The 16,945-nt window shown below is 34.4% G+C and carries 14 protein-coding genes; all 14 read left to right on the forward strand.

The genetic code is table 11. From position 1 onward, the window contains the following. Positions 1 to 2: 2 nt before the first annotated feature. The 14 genes from argC to fucP all read left to right on the forward strand — a co-directional run bounded on the left by argC (position 3) and on the right by fucP (position 16,923). Positions 3 to 980 carry an N-acetyl-gamma-glutamyl-phosphate reductase gene (argC, locus tag HHX25_RS06355; RefSeq protein ID WP_169671357.1) on the forward strand — a complete coding sequence of 326 codons (978 nt, stop codon included), beginning with the start codon at positions 3 to 5 and terminating at the stop codon, positions 978 to 980. Positions 981 to 1,096: 116 nt separating this feature from the next. Continuing rightward, the gene (gene proC / locus HHX25_RS06360) at positions 1,097 to 1,891 is read left to right on the forward strand and encodes a pyrroline-5-carboxylate reductase (protein WP_169671360.1); all 795 of its coding nucleotides are present in this window, start codon (positions 1,097 to 1,099) and stop codon (positions 1,889 to 1,891) included. Position 1,892: 1 nt separating this feature from the next. After that, positions 1,893 to 3,038, forward strand: coding sequence for an aspartate aminotransferase family protein (locus HHX25_RS06365; RefSeq protein ID WP_169671362.1), 1,146 nt, complete (start codon positions 1,893 to 1,895; stop codon positions 3,036 to 3,038). 62 nt (positions 3,039 to 3,100) lie between these two features. Beyond that, on the forward strand, positions 3,101 to 4,297 hold the full coding sequence (locus tag HHX25_RS06370; protein ID WP_169671364.1) for a glutamate-5-semialdehyde dehydrogenase: 1,197 nt from the start codon (positions 3,101 to 3,103) through the stop codon (positions 4,295 to 4,297). Positions 4,298 to 4,299: 2 nt separating this feature from the next. Continuing rightward, positions 4,300 to 5,061: a glutamate 5-kinase gene (gene proB, locus HHX25_RS06375; RefSeq protein ID WP_169671366.1), complete on the forward strand. Its 762-nt coding sequence runs from the start codon at positions 4,300 to 4,302 to the stop codon at positions 5,059 to 5,061. Positions 5,062 to 5,119: 58 nt separating this feature from the next. Beyond that, positions 5,120 to 6,061 carry an N-acetylornithine carbamoyltransferase gene (locus tag HHX25_RS06380; RefSeq protein WP_169671368.1) on the forward strand — a complete coding sequence of 314 codons (942 nt, stop codon included), beginning with the start codon at positions 5,120 to 5,122 and terminating at the stop codon, positions 6,059 to 6,061. A gap of 43 nt (positions 6,062 to 6,104) precedes the next feature. Beyond that, positions 6,105 to 6,881, forward strand: coding sequence for an acetylglutamate kinase (gene argB, locus HHX25_RS06385; protein WP_169671370.1), 777 nt, complete (start codon positions 6,105 to 6,107; stop codon positions 6,879 to 6,881). Between the two features lies 1 nt (position 6,882). Then, complete coding sequence (locus tag HHX25_RS06390; protein WP_169671372.1) at positions 6,883 to 7,947, forward strand: M20 family metallo-hydrolase; 1,065 nt, start codon at positions 6,883 to 6,885, stop codon at positions 7,945 to 7,947. A gap of 296 nt (positions 7,948 to 8,243) precedes the next feature. Then, positions 8,244 to 9,518, forward strand: a complete 1,275-nt coding sequence (argH, locus tag HHX25_RS06395; protein ID WP_169671374.1) for an argininosuccinate lyase — start codon at positions 8,244 to 8,246, stop codon at positions 9,516 to 9,518. A gap of 363 nt (positions 9,519 to 9,881) precedes the next feature. Further along, on the forward strand, positions 9,882 to 10,448 hold the full coding sequence (locus HHX25_RS06400; RefSeq protein ID WP_169671375.1) for a TetR/AcrR family transcriptional regulator: 567 nt from the start codon (positions 9,882 to 9,884) through the stop codon (positions 10,446 to 10,448). A gap of 62 nt (positions 10,449 to 10,510) precedes the next feature. Continuing rightward, the gene (locus HHX25_RS06405; protein ID WP_240964284.1) at positions 10,511 to 11,083 is read left to right on the forward strand and encodes a carboxymuconolactone decarboxylase family protein; all 573 of its coding nucleotides are present in this window, start codon (positions 10,511 to 10,513) and stop codon (positions 11,081 to 11,083) included. Between the two features lie 180 nt (positions 11,084 to 11,263). Then, positions 11,264 to 12,130, forward strand: coding sequence for an alpha/beta hydrolase (locus HHX25_RS06410; RefSeq protein ID WP_169671376.1), 867 nt, complete (start codon positions 11,264 to 11,266; stop codon positions 12,128 to 12,130). Positions 12,131 to 12,568: 438 nt separating this feature from the next. Next, positions 12,569 to 15,586 carry a GH92 family glycosyl hydrolase gene (locus HHX25_RS06415; RefSeq protein ID WP_169671377.1) on the forward strand — a complete coding sequence of 1,006 codons (3,018 nt, stop codon included), beginning with the start codon at positions 12,569 to 12,571 and terminating at the stop codon, positions 15,584 to 15,586. A 32-nt stretch (positions 15,587 to 15,618) separates the two neighbouring features. Next, positions 15,619 to 16,923: an L-fucose:H+ symporter permease gene (fucP, locus tag HHX25_RS06420; protein ID WP_169671378.1), complete on the forward strand. Its 1,305-nt coding sequence runs from the start codon at positions 15,619 to 15,621 to the stop codon at positions 16,921 to 16,923. The last annotated feature ends 22 nt before the right edge of the window (positions 16,924 to 16,945 follow it).

Below are 16,945 nucleotides of genomic sequence, written 5' to 3' on the forward strand. Positions count from 1 at the left end.
TTATGATTGAAGTTGGCATTATAGGAGGCGCTGGTTATACAGCAGGAGAATTGGTTAGGTTATTAGTATCGCATCCAAAAACAAATATTAATTTTGTGTTCAGTACATCCAATGCTGGTAATAAAATTAGTCATATCCATCAAGATTTAGTGGGCTCTTTAGATTTGAAATTCACAGATACCATTAACCCAGATGTCGATGTGTTATTTCTATGTTTAGGTCATGGTAATTCAGTAAAGTTTTTAGAGAACAATAGGTTTTCAGAGAAAACTAAGATTATTGATTTAGGAAATGATTTTAGGTTGGAAAAAGATAAGATTTTTGATGGTAAGAACTTTGTATACGGTTTGCCAGAATTGCAAAAAGAAGCTGTTAAATCCGCTAGTTATATTGCCAATCCAGGCTGTTTTGCAACAGCTATTCAATTAGGATTACTGCCATTAGCTGAAAACAATTTATTAAACAGCGATGTGCATATCAATGCTGTAACAGGTGCTACAGGAGCAGGTACGTCATTATCTGCAACGACGCATTATACATGGAGAGATAATAATTTTTCATATTACAAACCCTTTACACATCAGCATTTAGGAGAAATTAACCAGTCTGTAAAACAATTGCAAAATGATTTTTCATCAGAGATTTTATTTATGCCAAACAGAGGGAATTTTTCAAGAGGTATTTTTGCGACACTTTATACAGATTTTGAAGGTACTGTAGAAGAAGCCATCACTATTTATAAAGACTTTTATAAAGATGCCAAGTTTACATTTATTTCAGATAAAACCATTCATTTAAAACAAGTAGTTAATACTAATAAATGTATTATACATTTGCATAAACACAATGATAAATTATTGATTACAAGTGTGATTGATAACTTGTTAAAAGGCGCTTCGGGCCAAGCTATTCAAAATATGAATTTAATGTTTGGGTTAGAGGAGACAGAGGGATTACAATTAAAAGCTACCTACTTTTAATTAATACCTTTTTCATTTCCGCGGTTTATGCTGGACTCATTTCAGTAAGGCGGAAATCTTAAGGAATATTGATAAATAGATTTCCGCCTTCGCGGAAATGAAAAAAAGAGAATAAAATGAAAATAGCCATAATAGGAACCGGAAACTTAGGAAGTGCAATCGCTAAAGGACTTATAAAAAATAAGTCATTTACGTCGTTGTATTTAAGTGATAAAAACACATCGGCAGTAAAAGCTTTTGAAGAAGAACCTTATGTTACGATTACAAGTGACAATGTTGAGGCGGTTGAAGCATCCGATATTGTCATTTTTGCATTGCAACCCCGACATGTAGAAGGTGTTTTAAAAAGTGTTGCACCAAGTATAAACGCTAATCATATTATACTTTCGGTAGCTGCTGGTTTCGAGATTTCCAGAATAGAAAATATTATTGGGAATGATAAAAACATTATTCGTGTTATGCCAAATACGGCTATATCGATAGGAAAATCCATGACATGTCTTTCTGCGAACGATAAAGGCCAGGAAAAAATTGAATTGGCAAAAGATATTTTTAATCAGTTGGGAGTTACCATGGTTATTCCAGAAGAACAACTACAGGCCGCAACAGTTATTTGTGCCAGTGGTATAGCGTTTTGGATGCGTTTGGTACGTGCCACGACCCAAGGAGCCATTCAATTAGGTTTTGAAGCACATGAAGCGCATGAATTGGCTGTTCAGACTTGTTTTGGTTCGGCCAGTTTATTAATTGAATCGGGAAGGCACCCCGAACAGGAGATTGACCGTGTAACAACACCTAGCGGATGTACTATTGAAGGACTGAATGCTATGGAACATCAAGGTTTGAGCTCCGCTTTAATACAAGGTATTGTGTCCTCATTCGAAAAAATTAACCAAATTAAAAAGAATTAAAATGCCATTATTTGACGTTTACCCATTATACAATGTCACTCCTGTTTCAGGAAAGGACATTCTCGTTTATGATAACGAGGGCAGCGAATATTTGGATCTTTATGGCGGGCATGCCGTTATTTCTATAGGTCATGCACATCCAAATTATGTTGAAGCCATTACCAATCAGGTTAATGCATTGGGGTTTTATTCCAATGCGATTCAAAACCCTTTGCAAAAACAACTAGCAGATAAAATTGAAGTATTATCTGGATGTAAGGATTATGAGTTGTTTTTATGTAATTCGGGAGCAGAAGCCAACGAAAATGCTTTAAAATTAGCTTCATTTAAAACAGGAAAGAAGCGTGTTGTAGCGTTTAGTAATGGGTTTCATGGACGTACATCGGCGGCCGTGGCAGCAACCGATAATCAAAATATTATTGCACCAATAAATGCACAACAAGCTGTAACCATTTTACCTTTAAATGATATTGAAGGTGTTAAAAAAGAATTGGAAAAAGGAGATGTTTGTGCCGTCATTGTAGAGTTTATACAAGGTGTTGGTGGTTTAGATCAAGGTACAGCGGCATTTTTCGAGCAAGTCGATGCACTTTGTAAAGCCAATAATACCATGTTTATTGCTGATGAAATTCAGTGTGGTTATGGGCGTTCAGGCAAGTTTTTTTCGTTTCAACATTACAACGTTACACCAGATATTATCTCCATGGCAAAAGGTATGGGAAATGGGTTTCCAATAGGTGGGATTTTAATTCATCCAGCTATCGAAGCTAAATTTGGTATGTTAGGAACAACTTTTGGTGGGAACCATTTGGCATGTGCAGCAGGTTTAGCGGTTTTAAATACCATTGAAGAAGAAAATCTTATTGAAAATACGAATAACATTTCGGAGTATTTTATTGAAAAAGCAAAAACCATTCCGCAGATAAAAAATATAAAAGGAAGAGGTTTGATGCTAGGTTTAGAATTCGATTTTGAAGTTGGAGACTTGCGCAAAGCATTAATATATAATCATAAAATATTTACTGGTGGCGCATCCAATAAAAAGTTGTTAAGAATATTACCGCCATTAACGATTAAAAAAGAGCACGTAGATCAATTTTTTATAGCATTGGCTAAAGTGTTGAAAGAAGTTGAAGCGTCTGTATAAAGAAGTAGAATTAATACTGAACTCGTATACTGAACATACTGGAAAAACCGAATACTAAAAAAATGAATACACTATTATCCATAGAAAAAAGAAATGCTGTGTTACTTAGAATGGCAGAGCTTTTAGAACAAGAACGAAACGCAATTATTGCTATTAATAAAACGGATTTAGAAGCTTATAATGGAGATGATATTTCAATGTATGATAGGCTTAAAGTGGACGATGCCAAGGTGAATGAAATGATTGCTTCGGTAACACATTTGGCTTCTCAAGAAGACCCAGTGGGCGTGGAACGCTTTAGTTTTAAACATGATAATGGTATGCAGGTTTATAATAAAACAGCATCGTTTGGAACTGTTTTGATTATTTACGAATCCAGACCAGATGTGACTGTTGAGGCAGCAGGTATCGCTTTTAAATCGGGTAATAAAATATTACTAAAAGGCGGTAAAGAATCACTTAATTCAAATTTGAAAATTGTAACGTTGTGGCGCCAAGCTTTAAAAGAACATGAGGCTTCGACAGATTGGGTGGCGTATTTACAGTTTAACAGAACAGAAACACAAGCTTTTTTAGAGAAGCCAACACAGAAAGTTGACTTAATTGTTCCTCGAGGTGGCGAAAGATTAATCGCTTTTGTAAAGCAACATGCCACATGCCCTGTTATTGTTAGTGGGCGCGGTAATAATTTCGTGTATGTACACCCAGAGGCAGATCAACAAATAGCATTAGACTTGATAGTGAATGGAAAAACAGCTAAAATATCAGCATGTAATGCCATTGATAAAGTGATAATAGATAAAAATTTACCTAATAAAAAAGATTTTATAGAAAACTTAATTTCTAAATTACAAGCATTTAATGTTGAAATCTTAGGTGATGAACATATTTGTGAATTTGATGAGGTAAAAGAAATATCTTCAAATGAAATCTGGTTCGAAGAGTTTTTGGATTATAAGATAGCTGTTGGAGAAATTGCTTCAAATGAAGAAGCTATAGCTATGATAAACAAGTACTCTGGTGGACATTCATCAGTCATAGTCACAACCAACGAAGCTGAAGCGAAATTGTTTATGGAAAATGTAGATACGGCGGCGGTATATCACAATGCGTCCTCGCGTTTTACAGATGGTGGACAATTAGGACTAGGTGGAGAGTTGGCCATTAGCACAGATAAATTACACCAAAGAGGTCCTATAGGCTTGCAGCATTTGGTAACTAACAAGTGGTATGTTCATGGCAATGGACAAACAAGGTAACCATGAAAAAGAAAAGAATATTACTTAAAGTAGGATCTAATACGCTTACCAAAGAAACCAATAACATTTCAAGAGGTAAGATTGAAGACATTGCAAATCAAATAGCGCAACTACAGGATACTTGCGAGTTTGTTATCGTAAGTTCTGGAGCTATAGCCGTAGCAAAGCAATTTGTGAAACTAGAAAGTAAGCAAAAAGACGTTTTTGTAAAGCAAGCCTTGGCATCTATTGGTCAGCCACACCTAATAAGGATTTATCAGGAGATTTTTAGAGAATATGGCTTGTTAACATCACAATGTCTATTGTCCTATTCAGACTTTGAAAAACAGGAAAGTAAAAGCAATATTGTGAATACGATTAATGTACTTGTTAATAATAATTATATACCTATTATTAATGAAAACGATACGGTGGCTACTGACGAAATTAAGTTTGGAGATAATGATAAATTAGGGGCACTTACAGCGTCCCTTTTAAATGCCGATTTGTTTATAATAGCGACTAATACAAATGGGATTTATACCAAAGAATCTATTGAAAATGGCGTACCGAAAACCATTAAAGTTGTTTCAGATTTATCTGAATTAAAAAAACAGGTTGTTAACTCAAAATCATCACACGGAAGTGGAGGCATGCAATCTAAAATAGAAGCCGCTTCAGTAACGAAAAAACAAAATATAGAAACATGGATTGTAAACGGATTGGAAGATGATTTTATAACCAACGCTATGGATAATAAAGTTCCGTTTACTAAAATAAAATAATGGAGACAGACCTGTCAGGTTTTTAAAACCTGACAGGTCTTAAAATAACAATTAAACAATGAAAAACTATACTTCCATACATGATATAGATAATATAGATTCATGGATTGAAGAAGCAAAAGCTTTAAAACAAGACCCTTTAAAACACGGGGAACTAGGAAAAAACAAAACCATTGGCTTATTATTCTTCAATTCCAGTTTGCGTACCCGTTTAAGTACTCAAAAAGCGGCATTAAACTTAGGAATGGATCCTATTGTTATGAATGTGTCTGGAGATGCCTGGGGTATCGAATTTGGAGATGGGACGGTTATGAACGGAAATACAGCAGAACATATAAAAGAGGCAGCAGCTGTCGTATCACAATACTGTGATATTATTGCAGTACGAGCATTTCCAACATTAACAGACAAGGCAAAAGATGAAAGCGAGCAAGTTTTAAAATCGTTTGTTAAATATGCATCCGTTCCTATTGTAAATATGGAGAGTGCTACAGGGCATCCGTTACAAGGGTTAACCGATGCATTAACCATTTCAGAACATGCTAAAGTTGCAAAACCTAAAGTGGTGTTAAGTTGGGCGCCACATGTTAGAACCTTGCCTCATGCGGTAGCAAATAGTTTTGTACAAGCTATGCAGAAAATGGATGTCGAATTTGTAATTGCGCATCCTGAAGGTTACGATTTAAATCCTGAAATTACTGGTGATACACCTATAATTTACAATCAGGAGGAAGCTTTTGCAAATGCTGATTTTGTGTATACTAAAAACTGGAGTTCATATACAGATTACGGAAAAATTTTAAATGAAGATGCTAACTGGATGATTACTAAAGAAAAATTAGGGGACGCTAAATTCATGCATTGCTTACCAGTAAGGCGAAATGTAGTCGTAGAAGATGCAGTTTTAGATAGTGATAGTTCGTTGGTTATTGAACAGGCGAATAACAGAACTTATGCAGCTCAGTTGGTACTAAAAAAACTATTGGAAAATTTAAAATAATTAAAAAAACCCCCTCTCCTTTGGAGAGGGCGGAGGGAGAAGCATGGAAAAACTATCCATAGTAAAAATAGGAGGAAATATTATTGAAGACGAAACATCTTTAAAAGCCTTTTTAAAACTGTTTTCTAACTTAGAAGGAAAGAAGATCTTGGTACATGGTGGTGGCAAGCGCGCTACGCATATCGCTTCTAAGCTAGGTATAGAATCTAAAATGATAAACGGTAGGCGTATAACAGATGCCGAAACTTTAGAAGTAATCACTATGGTTTACGGTGGACTGGTTAACAAAAATATAGTAGCCAAACTCCAAGCTTTAAACACCAATGCTATTGGTTTAACAGGAGCCGACATAAATAGCATAGCATCAGATAAAAGGCCCGTAAAAGAGATCGATTTTGGGTTTGTTGGAGACGTTAAACAAGTCGCTCACGAATCTATAGATAAACTCATTCAGGCGAATTTCACACCAGTTTTTTGTGCTATCACGCATGATGGAAAAGGACAGTTATTAAATACCAATGCAGATACCATTACCTCTCAAGTAGCCGTGGGGATGAGTCATTTGTACGAAACCTCTATTTATTATTGTTTTGAATTGAATGGCGTTCTGGAAGATATTAATGATAAGAACTCCGTTGTAAAACATATCGACTCAAAGACTTATAAAGAGTTGTTAGAAAAAGGGATCATTGCCGATGGGATGCTGCCAAAGCTAGAAAACTGTTTTGATGCATTAAATAATGGAGTAAGTACAATTAATATGGGAAATACATCGATGTTAACTCAAGAAAATGATAATTTTACAACCATAACTTTATAGTATGACGCAGCAAGAATTAACAAATGATGCCATATCACTTTTAAAAAAGCTGATAGAAACGCAATCATTTTCTTCAGAAGAAGATCAAACAGCATTGCATATAGAAGATTGGTTCAAGCGTTATAAGATCGATTATAAAAGAACGCAAAATAATGTATGGGCTATCAATAAGTATTTTGACGAAAGTAAACCAACGCTTTTACTAAATTCGCATCACGATACAGTTAAGCCCAATAGTGCCTACACTAAAAATCCATTTAAAGCTACAGTAGAAGATGGTAAACTGTATGGTTTGGGAAGCAATGATGCGGGAGGCTGTTTGGTATCATTAATTGCTACATTTACGCATTTCTATAATCAAAAGAATTTAAAATATAACCTAGTCATAGTCGCTTCTGCGGAAGAAGAGAGTAGTGGGCCAAACGGACTAAATAGTATGTTGGCTATTATCCCAAAAGTAGATGTTGCGATTGTAGGTGAACCAACATTGATGAATTTAGCGGTGGCCGAAAAAGGCTTAGTGGTTTTTGATGCTGTGGTTAAAGGGACTCCTAGTCATGCCGCACACCCTAATGATAACAATGCCATTTACAATTCAATTGAAGTGCTGCAATGGTTTAAAGATTTTAAATTTGAAAAAGGATCGGAAGCTTTAGGAGATGTAAAATTAACCGTAACACAAATTAATGCAGGAAAACAACATAATGTTGTTCCAGCAGACGTACAATTAGTCATAGATGTTCGTGTAAATGATGCTTATAGCAATGCAGAGATAGCAGAAATATTGCAAAAGCAATCACCGTGTACAAGTATCACGCCCCGTAGTTTGCGTTTAAATTCATCGTGTATCCCTGTAGATCACGATTTGGTTAAAGCTGGTATAGCCATTGGTAGAACGACATATGGTTCACCAACCCTGTCAGATCAGGCAGTGCTATCATGTCCGTCTTTAAAATTAGGACCAGGAGATAGTACCCGTTCGCATTCGGCTGATGAGTTTATTTATGTGAATGAGATTGAAGAAGGAGTGGGTATTTATATTGAATTATTAGAGAAAGTGCTTTAAAGTAACAAGATAAAAGAACCAAGAATCAAGACTAGATATTGGTTAATCGAGTAACAGTTTAAGACAAAAAGAAACGTATTGTTACTCTGAGCGCAGTCGAAGGATCTCAAACAAAATAAAAAGTATAAAAAAGAATTAAGAATATAGAATCAAGAAGCAAAATATAAATGTAGTTCATTAACAGTCTTTGCTCTAAAAGCGAAGTGGTCTTAATATCTTGGTTCTAAATTTTAAGAATATTAGTGAAGTTAAAAAAAGATTCCCGTCTTCACGGGAATGACAAAAATATAATAAGGATGAAACTCTGGGATAAAGGTATATCAATCGACAAAAAAATAGAACAATTCACCGTTGGAAACGATAGAGAAATAGATATTCATATCGCCAAATATGATATTATAGCATCTAAGGCGCATGCAAAAATGCTTCAAAAGATCGGTATCATTACTGTTGAAGAATTGGTTGAATTATTGGGAGGGTTGAAGGTTTTAGAAACCCAGATTGAAAATGGCACCTTTGTTATCGATTCTCAATTTGAAGATGTACATTCTAAAATAGAATTCGAACTTACTAAATCATTGGGAGAAGTAGGTAAAAAAATCCATACCGCACGCTCTAGAAACGATCAGGTTTTAGTGGCTTTACATTTGTATTATAAAGAAAATTTAGGCATAGTAAAAGAAAAAACAAAAGAGCTGTTTACAACACTTCTTGGGTTAGCAGAAACCTATAAAGACAAGGTGTTACCGGGGTATACCCATTTACAAGTAGCGATGCCATCGTCATTCGGATTATGGTTTTCAGCCTATGCAGAGCTCATGATAGATGATGTGTATTTGCTTAATGCAGCCATTCAAACAGTAAATCAAAATCCATTGGGATCTGCCGCAGGTTACGGAAGCTCATTTCCTATTGATAGAGAATTAACCACCAAAGAAATGCAATTTTCTACTCTAAAGTATAATGTTGTAGCAGCTCAAATGAGTCGTGGTAAGAGTGAGCGAACCATAGCAACTAGTTTAGGAAGTTTGTGCAATACCATGTCTCGTTTCGCTATGGACATCTGTTTGTATATGAGTCAGAACTTCGGATTTATTTCCTTCCCAGACGAATTAACTACAGGTAGTAGCATTATGCCCCATAAAAAGAATCCAGACGTATTTGAATTGATTCGAGGCAAGTGTAACAAAATTCAAGCATTGCAAAGTGAAATGATTTTAATAACCAATAATTTACCAAGTGGTTATCATAGAGATTTTCAGTTATTAAAAGAGAATATAATAGCTGCGTTCGAAGAGATTAAAGACATTCTGGATATTTTTAATTATTCCATTCAACAAATCATTGTAAAAGATGTGGATATTAATAGTGATTTGTATAAATATCTATTTACAGTAGATAATATAAACACACTGGTTGTTGAAGGACAGAGTTTTAGAGAAGCTTACCAGAAAATTGGCGGACAGGTACAAGATGGTACCTATGTTCCTGATACTTCTAAACATCACACACATATTGGAAGTATCCATAATTTGAGTTTAGATAAGATTCGAGCTAAGTTTCCTGATTAATTTGATTGAAATAATTCTTAGGTGCAGAGCATCTCGGTTTCTGCTAGTCTTGTCATTCTTGCGAAAGCAGGAATCTACTTAAATATTAGAAACCAAAATTACTCCTTAATTTTTATTAAAATACTAGTTGTTCAAAATTATTTGTAACACTATTGCAGAATACTTTTAGGTTTTATCAGCTAAATTCTAAAAACCTTACAAGTATATTTTATATCTATGAAGTTTTTATTTACTATGTGGATTCCTGCTTTCGCAAGAATGACAAAACGTATTTAATTCATATTCTTTAACTCATCAGAAAATATAATTAAACATTTGGCTATTTCTAAGCAATTGATTAGTTTTGTTTGCTTATTAACAATTATGGCTAGAAAAAAGGAATATATTGAAGAAGAAGTTATAGAAAAGGCTATGAACTTATTTTGGCGTAATGGTTACGAAACCACTTCTGTTCGAATGCTAGAAAAAGAAATGGGAATTAACCAGTTTTCTATGTATTCTAGTTTTGGAAACAAGCAAGGCGTCTTTTTAGAGAGCATAAAATGTTATAAGAAAAAGGCAAAAGAAGAACTTTTCGATAAACTTAAACAATCCACTAATGGTATAGAAGCTATAAAAGAATACTTCTATAATTTCATTGAATTTTCTAAAGAGACAAGGCTTAATAAAGGTTGCCTGTTGACAAATACGGTTAACGAGTTGGGTGAATATGCCGATACTCTGATTATGTCTGAAATTGTAAAATTTGCTACCGATGTTAAATCACATATCATAGAAAAACTAGAAACAGACAAACAAAAAGATTCAGAAACAATAAGCAAACAAGCCAATTATTTAATGGTTTCTTTACAAGGATTATCCGTTGCTTCTAAAATGTTTGAAAAACAACAAATAGAAGATTTCATTGAAAGTGTTTTCGAAAACTTATAAACTTTTTTTTAATTCAAAACTAAGCAATTGCTTAGTAATAATAATCTAAATAAATAATAACTATGAATACAATTAAAATGACAAATTTAGAACTAAAAACTGTTGAAACAGCCAATGCTATTTCAAGCGAAATTTTAAAAACTACCCAGAAAAAATTAGGTTTTATTCCTAATATGTATGCAGGTATGGCAAATAATACGGCGCTGTTAGATGGATATGTTGCAGCTTATAATTCATTTAGAGTTCATTCTGGTTTTACACCTCAAGAACAAGAAGTGGTGTTTTTATCTATTGCTTATGTAAATAACTGCGACTATTGTATGGCTGCTCATAGTTTTGTAGGGGATCATATGACACATGTACCTAAAGAAGTAACCGATGCGATTAGAAACAATTCTGAAATACCAGATGCTAAACTTAAAGCATTAAGTTTATTTGCAAAAGAGGTGACTATAAGTCGAGGACTGCCTTCAGAAGTAGATATTGAGAGTTTTTTAAACGCAGGGTACACCCAAAACCATATTTTAGGTGTTATTTCTGGAGTAGGCGTTAAAACAATGAGTAATTACTTCAATCATATTTTTAAAACATCTGTAGATGCTATTTTTAAAGATAGAATTTGGAAAAAGTACTAATTGTATTCGATCTTTCCTGTGATGATTTAAACGCGAACATTTTAAATGTTTGCGTTTTTGATTTAACAATTTACATATAGGAGATGTTTATAACTAAATTTATTGATAAACTTATAATTACAAATAAATATTAAGTAAATTACAACCTGTATTAAAGTCTTCTGGTAAAATAAGTTTAAAATGAGAAAAGGACTCGTATTTCTTAGTTTTTGTTTGTTGTTTTCTTTGATAAATTCTGCACAAACAGGAAAAGTATTCGATCAATTATCGCAGCCAAGTAAAATCTTAAAAGGCGATCGAAACTTTGCGATCTATTTGCCGCCAGATTATGAAACGTCGCAAAGGAGTTACCCCGTTTTATACTTATTACATGGTGCTACCGATAACCATACAGGTTGGATACAGTTTGGAGAAGTATTAAGGATAGCCGATAAAGCTATAAAAGAAGGTAAGGCAACCCCCATGATAATAGTCATGCCCGATGCCGATACCAAAAGAATGGGGTACTTTAATGATATACGAGGTGATTGGAATTATGAAGACTATTTTTTTGAAGAGTTTATGCCTTATGTAGAAAAGACCTATCGCATAAAAAGTGAAAAACGTTATAGAGCTGTTGCTGGATTATCTATGGGAGGCGGTGGCACTTTTATGTATGCATTGCACCATCCAGAATTATTTTCATCTGCTTGTCCGTTAAGTGCTTATACAGGACCAAAATCTGTTGAAGACGTAAAAAATAGAGCAAAACGATATTATAACTATGAAGTCAGTGATGCAGATGCCGAAAAATATTTATCAAAGCATAGTGCATTACCTCTAATAGAATCTATGACCAAAAAACAAATTGAATCTGTAAAATGGTATATTGATTGTGGTGACGACGATTTTTTATATGAAGGAAATAGCTTGATTCATATAGCATTTCGTAAAAAGGAAGTCCCCCATGAGTTTAGAATTAGAGATGGAGGACATTCGTGGACTTATTGGCGCGAATCACTTCCTGAAGTTTTAGAATTTGTATCGGATACATTTCACCAGAAGTAAGCAAAGCTGGAAAGTTTAATTTTATTACTTCTGACTAAGATTATAAAATTAAGTTTCCTAGTCGTTCATAACAAAAGTATATGTGGTTTAAAATCATATAAATATCACTTATGGTTATCTGGAATACTTTAAAATAGAAAAGTGTATAAAATGTACTTTTTACAAACCTCAACCATTTTAATTTGTTATTAATTCTAACATCAATTTTTATTGGTCTTTTCAAAACTGTTGTTGGTCGATAACTTTAATAGTCTAAATTTGATTTACCATACATTTATTAGCTGTAAGTAAAATTAACAGAAGCCCCATAAAAGTATTATGTTCAAGAATTAGGAGCTAATAGAGTTGGTTTTAGAGCTGATTTAAATATCAGTGCAAAATCTAAATCAATACATCGTGCTATCATTATAAACAAATTGTGAGAGAGTTAAGTTAATTATGAGAAAAAGCATTGCTATATTGGGTGGACTATTAGTTCTTTTTTCTTGTCAGAAGAAAACATTAAAAAATCTAACCGATTATGTAGATCCTATGATTGGGACTTCTGCACATGGTCATACATTCCCAGGGGCTACAACACCGTTTGGAATGGTGCAATTAAGTCCGTCAAATGACTTTAAGGCTTGGGATTGGTGTTCTGGATACCATTATTCCGATTCTATTATTAAAGGTTTTGCACATAATCATATTAGTGGTGCAGGCTTATCTGGATTAGGCGATATTTTGTTAATGCCTACAATGGACAAAAAGACAACAAAATCGGGTTCTGATGCCTTAGTAGATACTAGTTACCGATCGCGTTTTTCGCATAAAACGGAACAGGTCCGAGCTGGTTATTATACCGTCAAATTAGACGATTATAATATTAAAGTAGAATTAACGGCAACCCTCCGAACGGGTTTTCATAAATATACATTTAATAAAGCTGGTGTTGCAGATATTATTATAGACCCAACACATGCTATAATGGAAAGAGCTGCTGAAACAGGTATTCAAGTGGTTTCTAATACCGAAATAAGAGGTTTTAAACGTGTTGATGCTGGTAGTGGTAAAAACCGCTATACCTATTTTAGTGCTAAATTTTCAAAGCCTTTTAAAAAAGCAACAGTTACCAATAAGGATGAGGAAGTCGAAACGATTAGCTTAACAGCCCTCAAAGCCAAAAGTTATGTTTCTTTTAATGTTGAAAAAGATGAGCAAATTGAAGTTTCGGTGACATTATCACCAATAGATTACGATGGTGTTGAAAAAAATTTCATAGCAGAAGCCAAAGGAAAATCCTTTGATGATGTTTTAAAGGAGTCTACAAAAGCATGGAACAACGTTTTAAATAAAATAGTGATTAGTGAAACGAGTTCAGAAGCTAAAAAAAGAACGTTTTACACAGCTATGTACCATGCGTTCATTTCACCTAATATTATTTCAGATGTAGATGGTCGTTATGCTGTTGAAGGTAAGTCATATAAATCTGAAATCCCGCAGTATAGTAACTATTCAACCTGGGATACCTATAGGGCTTTACATCCTTTATTAACTATTATAGAACAACAAGAAACCTCAAAGATGATTAATAGCTTGATCTCCAGAGATACCCAAACTGGTGTTGGACAGCCAGTTTGGGAACTTGTAGGTTTCGATAATGCCTGTATGATAGGTTATACAACCTCATCAGTTATTGGAGATGCTGTATTAAAAGACATTAAAGGTATTAATTACGATGAGGCTTTTAATTCTATGTATAAATCTGCATTTAATCTAACAAAGCACAGTGCCGTATATGATGTTAGTGGATTAGAAGATTATATTAATTATGGCTATGTCACTGCAGAAACAGGAAGCTCGGTATCCAAAACAACAGAATATAATTACCATGATTATGTGATAGCAAAAGTTGCTGAAAAACTGGGGAAAGCTAAAGAAGCCGAGGTATTTTATAAAAGAAGTCTGGGGTATAGAGCTTTGTTTCATCCAGATGATGGCTATTTGTACCCAGTTTATAGCACTGGTAAGATGCGTAAATTAGACTTGACTACATGGGATAACCTCATTCCTAATTATGTTTCCGGGAACATTTGGGCCTATTCGGCATACACACCACATGACATGAAAGGCGCTATTCAATTGCATGGAGGCAAAGAAAAATATGCAGAATGGTTAGACAACATCTTTTCGGATACATTATCAATAGGAGGTGCGCAACATGTTGATATTTCTGGATTTATTGGTAAGTATGGTCATGGAGATGAACCAGGGCATCAAATGCCTTATTTATATAATTACGTAGGACAACCATGGAAAAGTCAAAAGTATATTAATGAGGTCGTCACCACAATGTATTCCGACAAGCCCGATGGATTGATTAACAATGAAGATTTAGGACAGATGTCTGCCTGGTATATTTTTAGTACGTTAGGATTTTACCCTGTAGCACCAGCAAGTCTTAATTATCAATTAGGCGCTCCATACCATGAACATGCCACTATTAATTTAGAGAATGGTAATACGTTTACGGTAAAAGCGATCAATCTATCTGATGACAATTTTTATGTGCAATCTGTTAAACTTAACGGAGAAACATATGGCAAAAGCTATATAAGCCATCAGGATATCATGGCTGGTGGTGTTTTAGAATTTACTATGGGAGCATTACCCAATAAAGATTGGGGAAGTTTGGATGAAAGTGCATCCATAGGAGCAGTTTTTAAAGAAAAACCAGAAGTATTAGTAAAAGCGACAGCTTCACCCTACGATACAAATAACTCATTCTTCTTTTCTAACAAACATACAGCAACTTTAAAAAGTAATGATAGTGAAGCTGCTATTTATTATACAACAGATGGCTCAATTCCAACGAAGGCCTCTAAGAAATATGAGTATCCATTCGAAATAAAAGAGAACTGCATTTTAAAAGCAGCCGCTGTAATGGAAGGTTTAAATATGAGTAAGGTATATGAAAAGCCTTTATTTAAAAGTGTTTTTCCATTACTAAAAGATGGATATCCTAAATATACCATGAACAATTGGTCTGAACCCAATTACGGAAAATCGAATGGTAAAATGCTGTTTGATGAGATTGTTGGTTCCAAAAGTTATGGAGACGCCAAGTGGACGGGTCTAAAAACAGGTTTTGATGTCGATATTGATTTGGGACAAAAAGCATGGGTTGAATATGTTTCTGTAGGTGTTTTAACAGATATTGGCTCTTGGATTTTCCCTGCGAAATCCGTTCAGGTTTATGGGGGAGCTTCTAAGCAAAATTTAAAACTTATAGGAGAGATAAGCGTTCCAAAAACAGATAGTTATCCCAAAGAAGTAAATCGTCATACCGTGCCATTAAAAAAAGGTTCTTACGAATATTTAAAAGTTAAAATAATCCCCTTTGGTGTAGCACCCGAATGGCATGGAGCGGTAGGTAAAAAGGTTTGGTTGTTTGTAGATGAAATTATGGTGTACTGAATTTTGAAGCCTAAAAATTAACTAACTATAATATGATGACCGACGATAAAGTTATTGTTCCCAAAAAAGTAATTGTTCCGTTTATTTTAGTAACCTCTCTATTTGCATTATGGGGATTTGCCAATGCCGTTACAGATCCTATGGTAACGGCGTTTAAAAAGGTTTTGGAATTAACAAACTCTCAAGCTTCGTGGGTGCAAATGGCATTTTATGGCGGTTATTTTTGTATGGCCTTGCCTGCTGCGTTGTTTATTAGAAAGTATTCATATAAAACAGCGATTTTAATAGGGCTCATTTTATATTCTGGAGGCGCCTTATTATTCTTTCCTGCTGCAACTAATGAAGAATTTTGGGTGTTCTGTGTCGCCCTATACATTCTAACCTTTGGCCTTGCATTTTTAGAAACAGCAGCAAACCCATATATATTGGCTATGGGGTCTAGAAAAACAGCAACACAAAGACTGAATTTGGCACAAGCATTTAACCCAGTTGGTTTATTGGCGGGTTTATTGGTGGCACAGCATTTTGTATTGAAGAACCTTCAGTCTGATGATATTGAAAATTTCTCAATGTTAGATACTGCTAAAAAGGCCCTTATAAGAACGTCTGATTTGATGGTTATCCGTAATCCTTATGTTACTTTAGGATTGGTCATTTTGATTTTTTTATTACTAATTGCAATTATAAAAATGCCCAAATTTAAAGATGAAGGCGGCATACCTAGTTTGGGAAGGACGTTTTCTGGTCTATTCAAAAATAGTAACTATGTATATGGCGTTTTATCACAAGCACTATATGTAGGTGCTCAAATTATGTGTTGGACTTATATTTATCAGTATGCTGAAGGGATAGGGATACCTAGTGAAACTGCAGCAAACTATCAGCTTATAGCTTTTATTCTATTTTTAGTTGGAAGATGGATCGGTACAGCACTATTACGATATATTAATTCAGGTAAATTATTGATGTTGTTTTGTATTCTGGCACTTATATGTACTGCAGGCACCATCTTTATTGAAGGAATAGCTGGGTTATATTGTCTTGTTGCTATTTCGTTTTTTATGTCTTTAATGTTCCCGACCATTTATGGTATTGCCTTAGATGGACTAGGGGAAGAAGCGTCTAAAATTGGGGCTGCGGGATTAGTTATGGCCATAGTTGGGGGCGCTTTAATGCCTCAATGGCAAGCCATGATTATGGATATTGGTGGTGAAAAAGTGAATGATACAACTATATTGGGCGTATCTGAAGTTAATTTCTCTTTTGTTTTACCTTTAATATGCTTTTTGTTTATAGCATTGTATGGTAAAAAAGCCAGTAAAACTGTAGTTGATTAATAATGGCATAGACATCATCTTG

Source organism: Flavivirga algicola (assembly GCF_012910715.1).
GTDB lineage: Bacteria > Bacteroidota > Bacteroidia > Flavobacteriales > Flavobacteriaceae > Flavivirga > Flavivirga algicola.

Bases quoted from the DNA above. Each gene is read 5' to 3' on its own strand.
- HHX25_RS06390 (WP_169671372.1), top strand. From the start codon at position 6,883: ATGACGCAGCAAGAATTAACAAATGATGCCATATCACTTTTAAAAAAG.
- HHX25_RS06370 (WP_169671364.1), top strand. From the start codon at position 3,101: ATGAATACACTATTATCCATAGAAAAAAGAAATGCTGTGTTACTTAGA.
- argH (WP_169671374.1), top strand. From the start codon at position 8,244: ATGAAACTCTGGGATAAAGGTATATCAATCGACAAAAAAATAGAACAA.
- proC (WP_169671360.1), top strand. From the start codon at position 1,097: ATGAAAATAGCCATAATAGGAACCGGAAACTTAGGAAGTGCAATCGCT.
- fucP (WP_169671378.1), top strand. From the start codon at position 15,619: ATGATGACCGACGATAAAGTTATTGTTCCCAAAAAAGTAATTGTTCCG.
- HHX25_RS06415 (WP_169671377.1), top strand. From the start codon at position 12,569: ATGAGAAAAAGCATTGCTATATTGGGTGGACTATTAGTTCTTTTTTCT.
- HHX25_RS06410 (WP_169671376.1), top strand. From the start codon at position 11,264: ATGAGAAAAGGACTCGTATTTCTTAGTTTTTGTTTGTTGTTTTCTTTG.
- HHX25_RS06365 (WP_169671362.1), top strand. From the start codon at position 1,893: ATGCCATTATTTGACGTTTACCCATTATACAATGTCACTCCTGTTTCA.
- HHX25_RS06405 (WP_240964284.1), top strand. From the start codon at position 10,511: ATGAATACAATTAAAATGACAAATTTAGAACTAAAAACTGTTGAAACA.
- HHX25_RS06400 (WP_169671375.1), top strand. From the start codon at position 9,882: ATGGCTAGAAAAAAGGAATATATTGAAGAAGAAGTTATAGAAAAGGCT.
- HHX25_RS06380 (WP_169671368.1), top strand. From the start codon at position 5,120: ATGAAAAACTATACTTCCATACATGATATAGATAATATAGATTCATGG.
- proB (WP_169671366.1), top strand. From the start codon at position 4,300: ATGAAAAAGAAAAGAATATTACTTAAAGTAGGATCTAATACGCTTACC.
- argC (WP_169671357.1), top strand. From the start codon at position 3: ATGATTGAAGTTGGCATTATAGGAGGCGCTGGTTATACAGCAGGAGAA.
- argB (WP_169671370.1), top strand. From the start codon at position 6,105: ATGGAAAAACTATCCATAGTAAAAATAGGAGGAAATATTATTGAAGAC.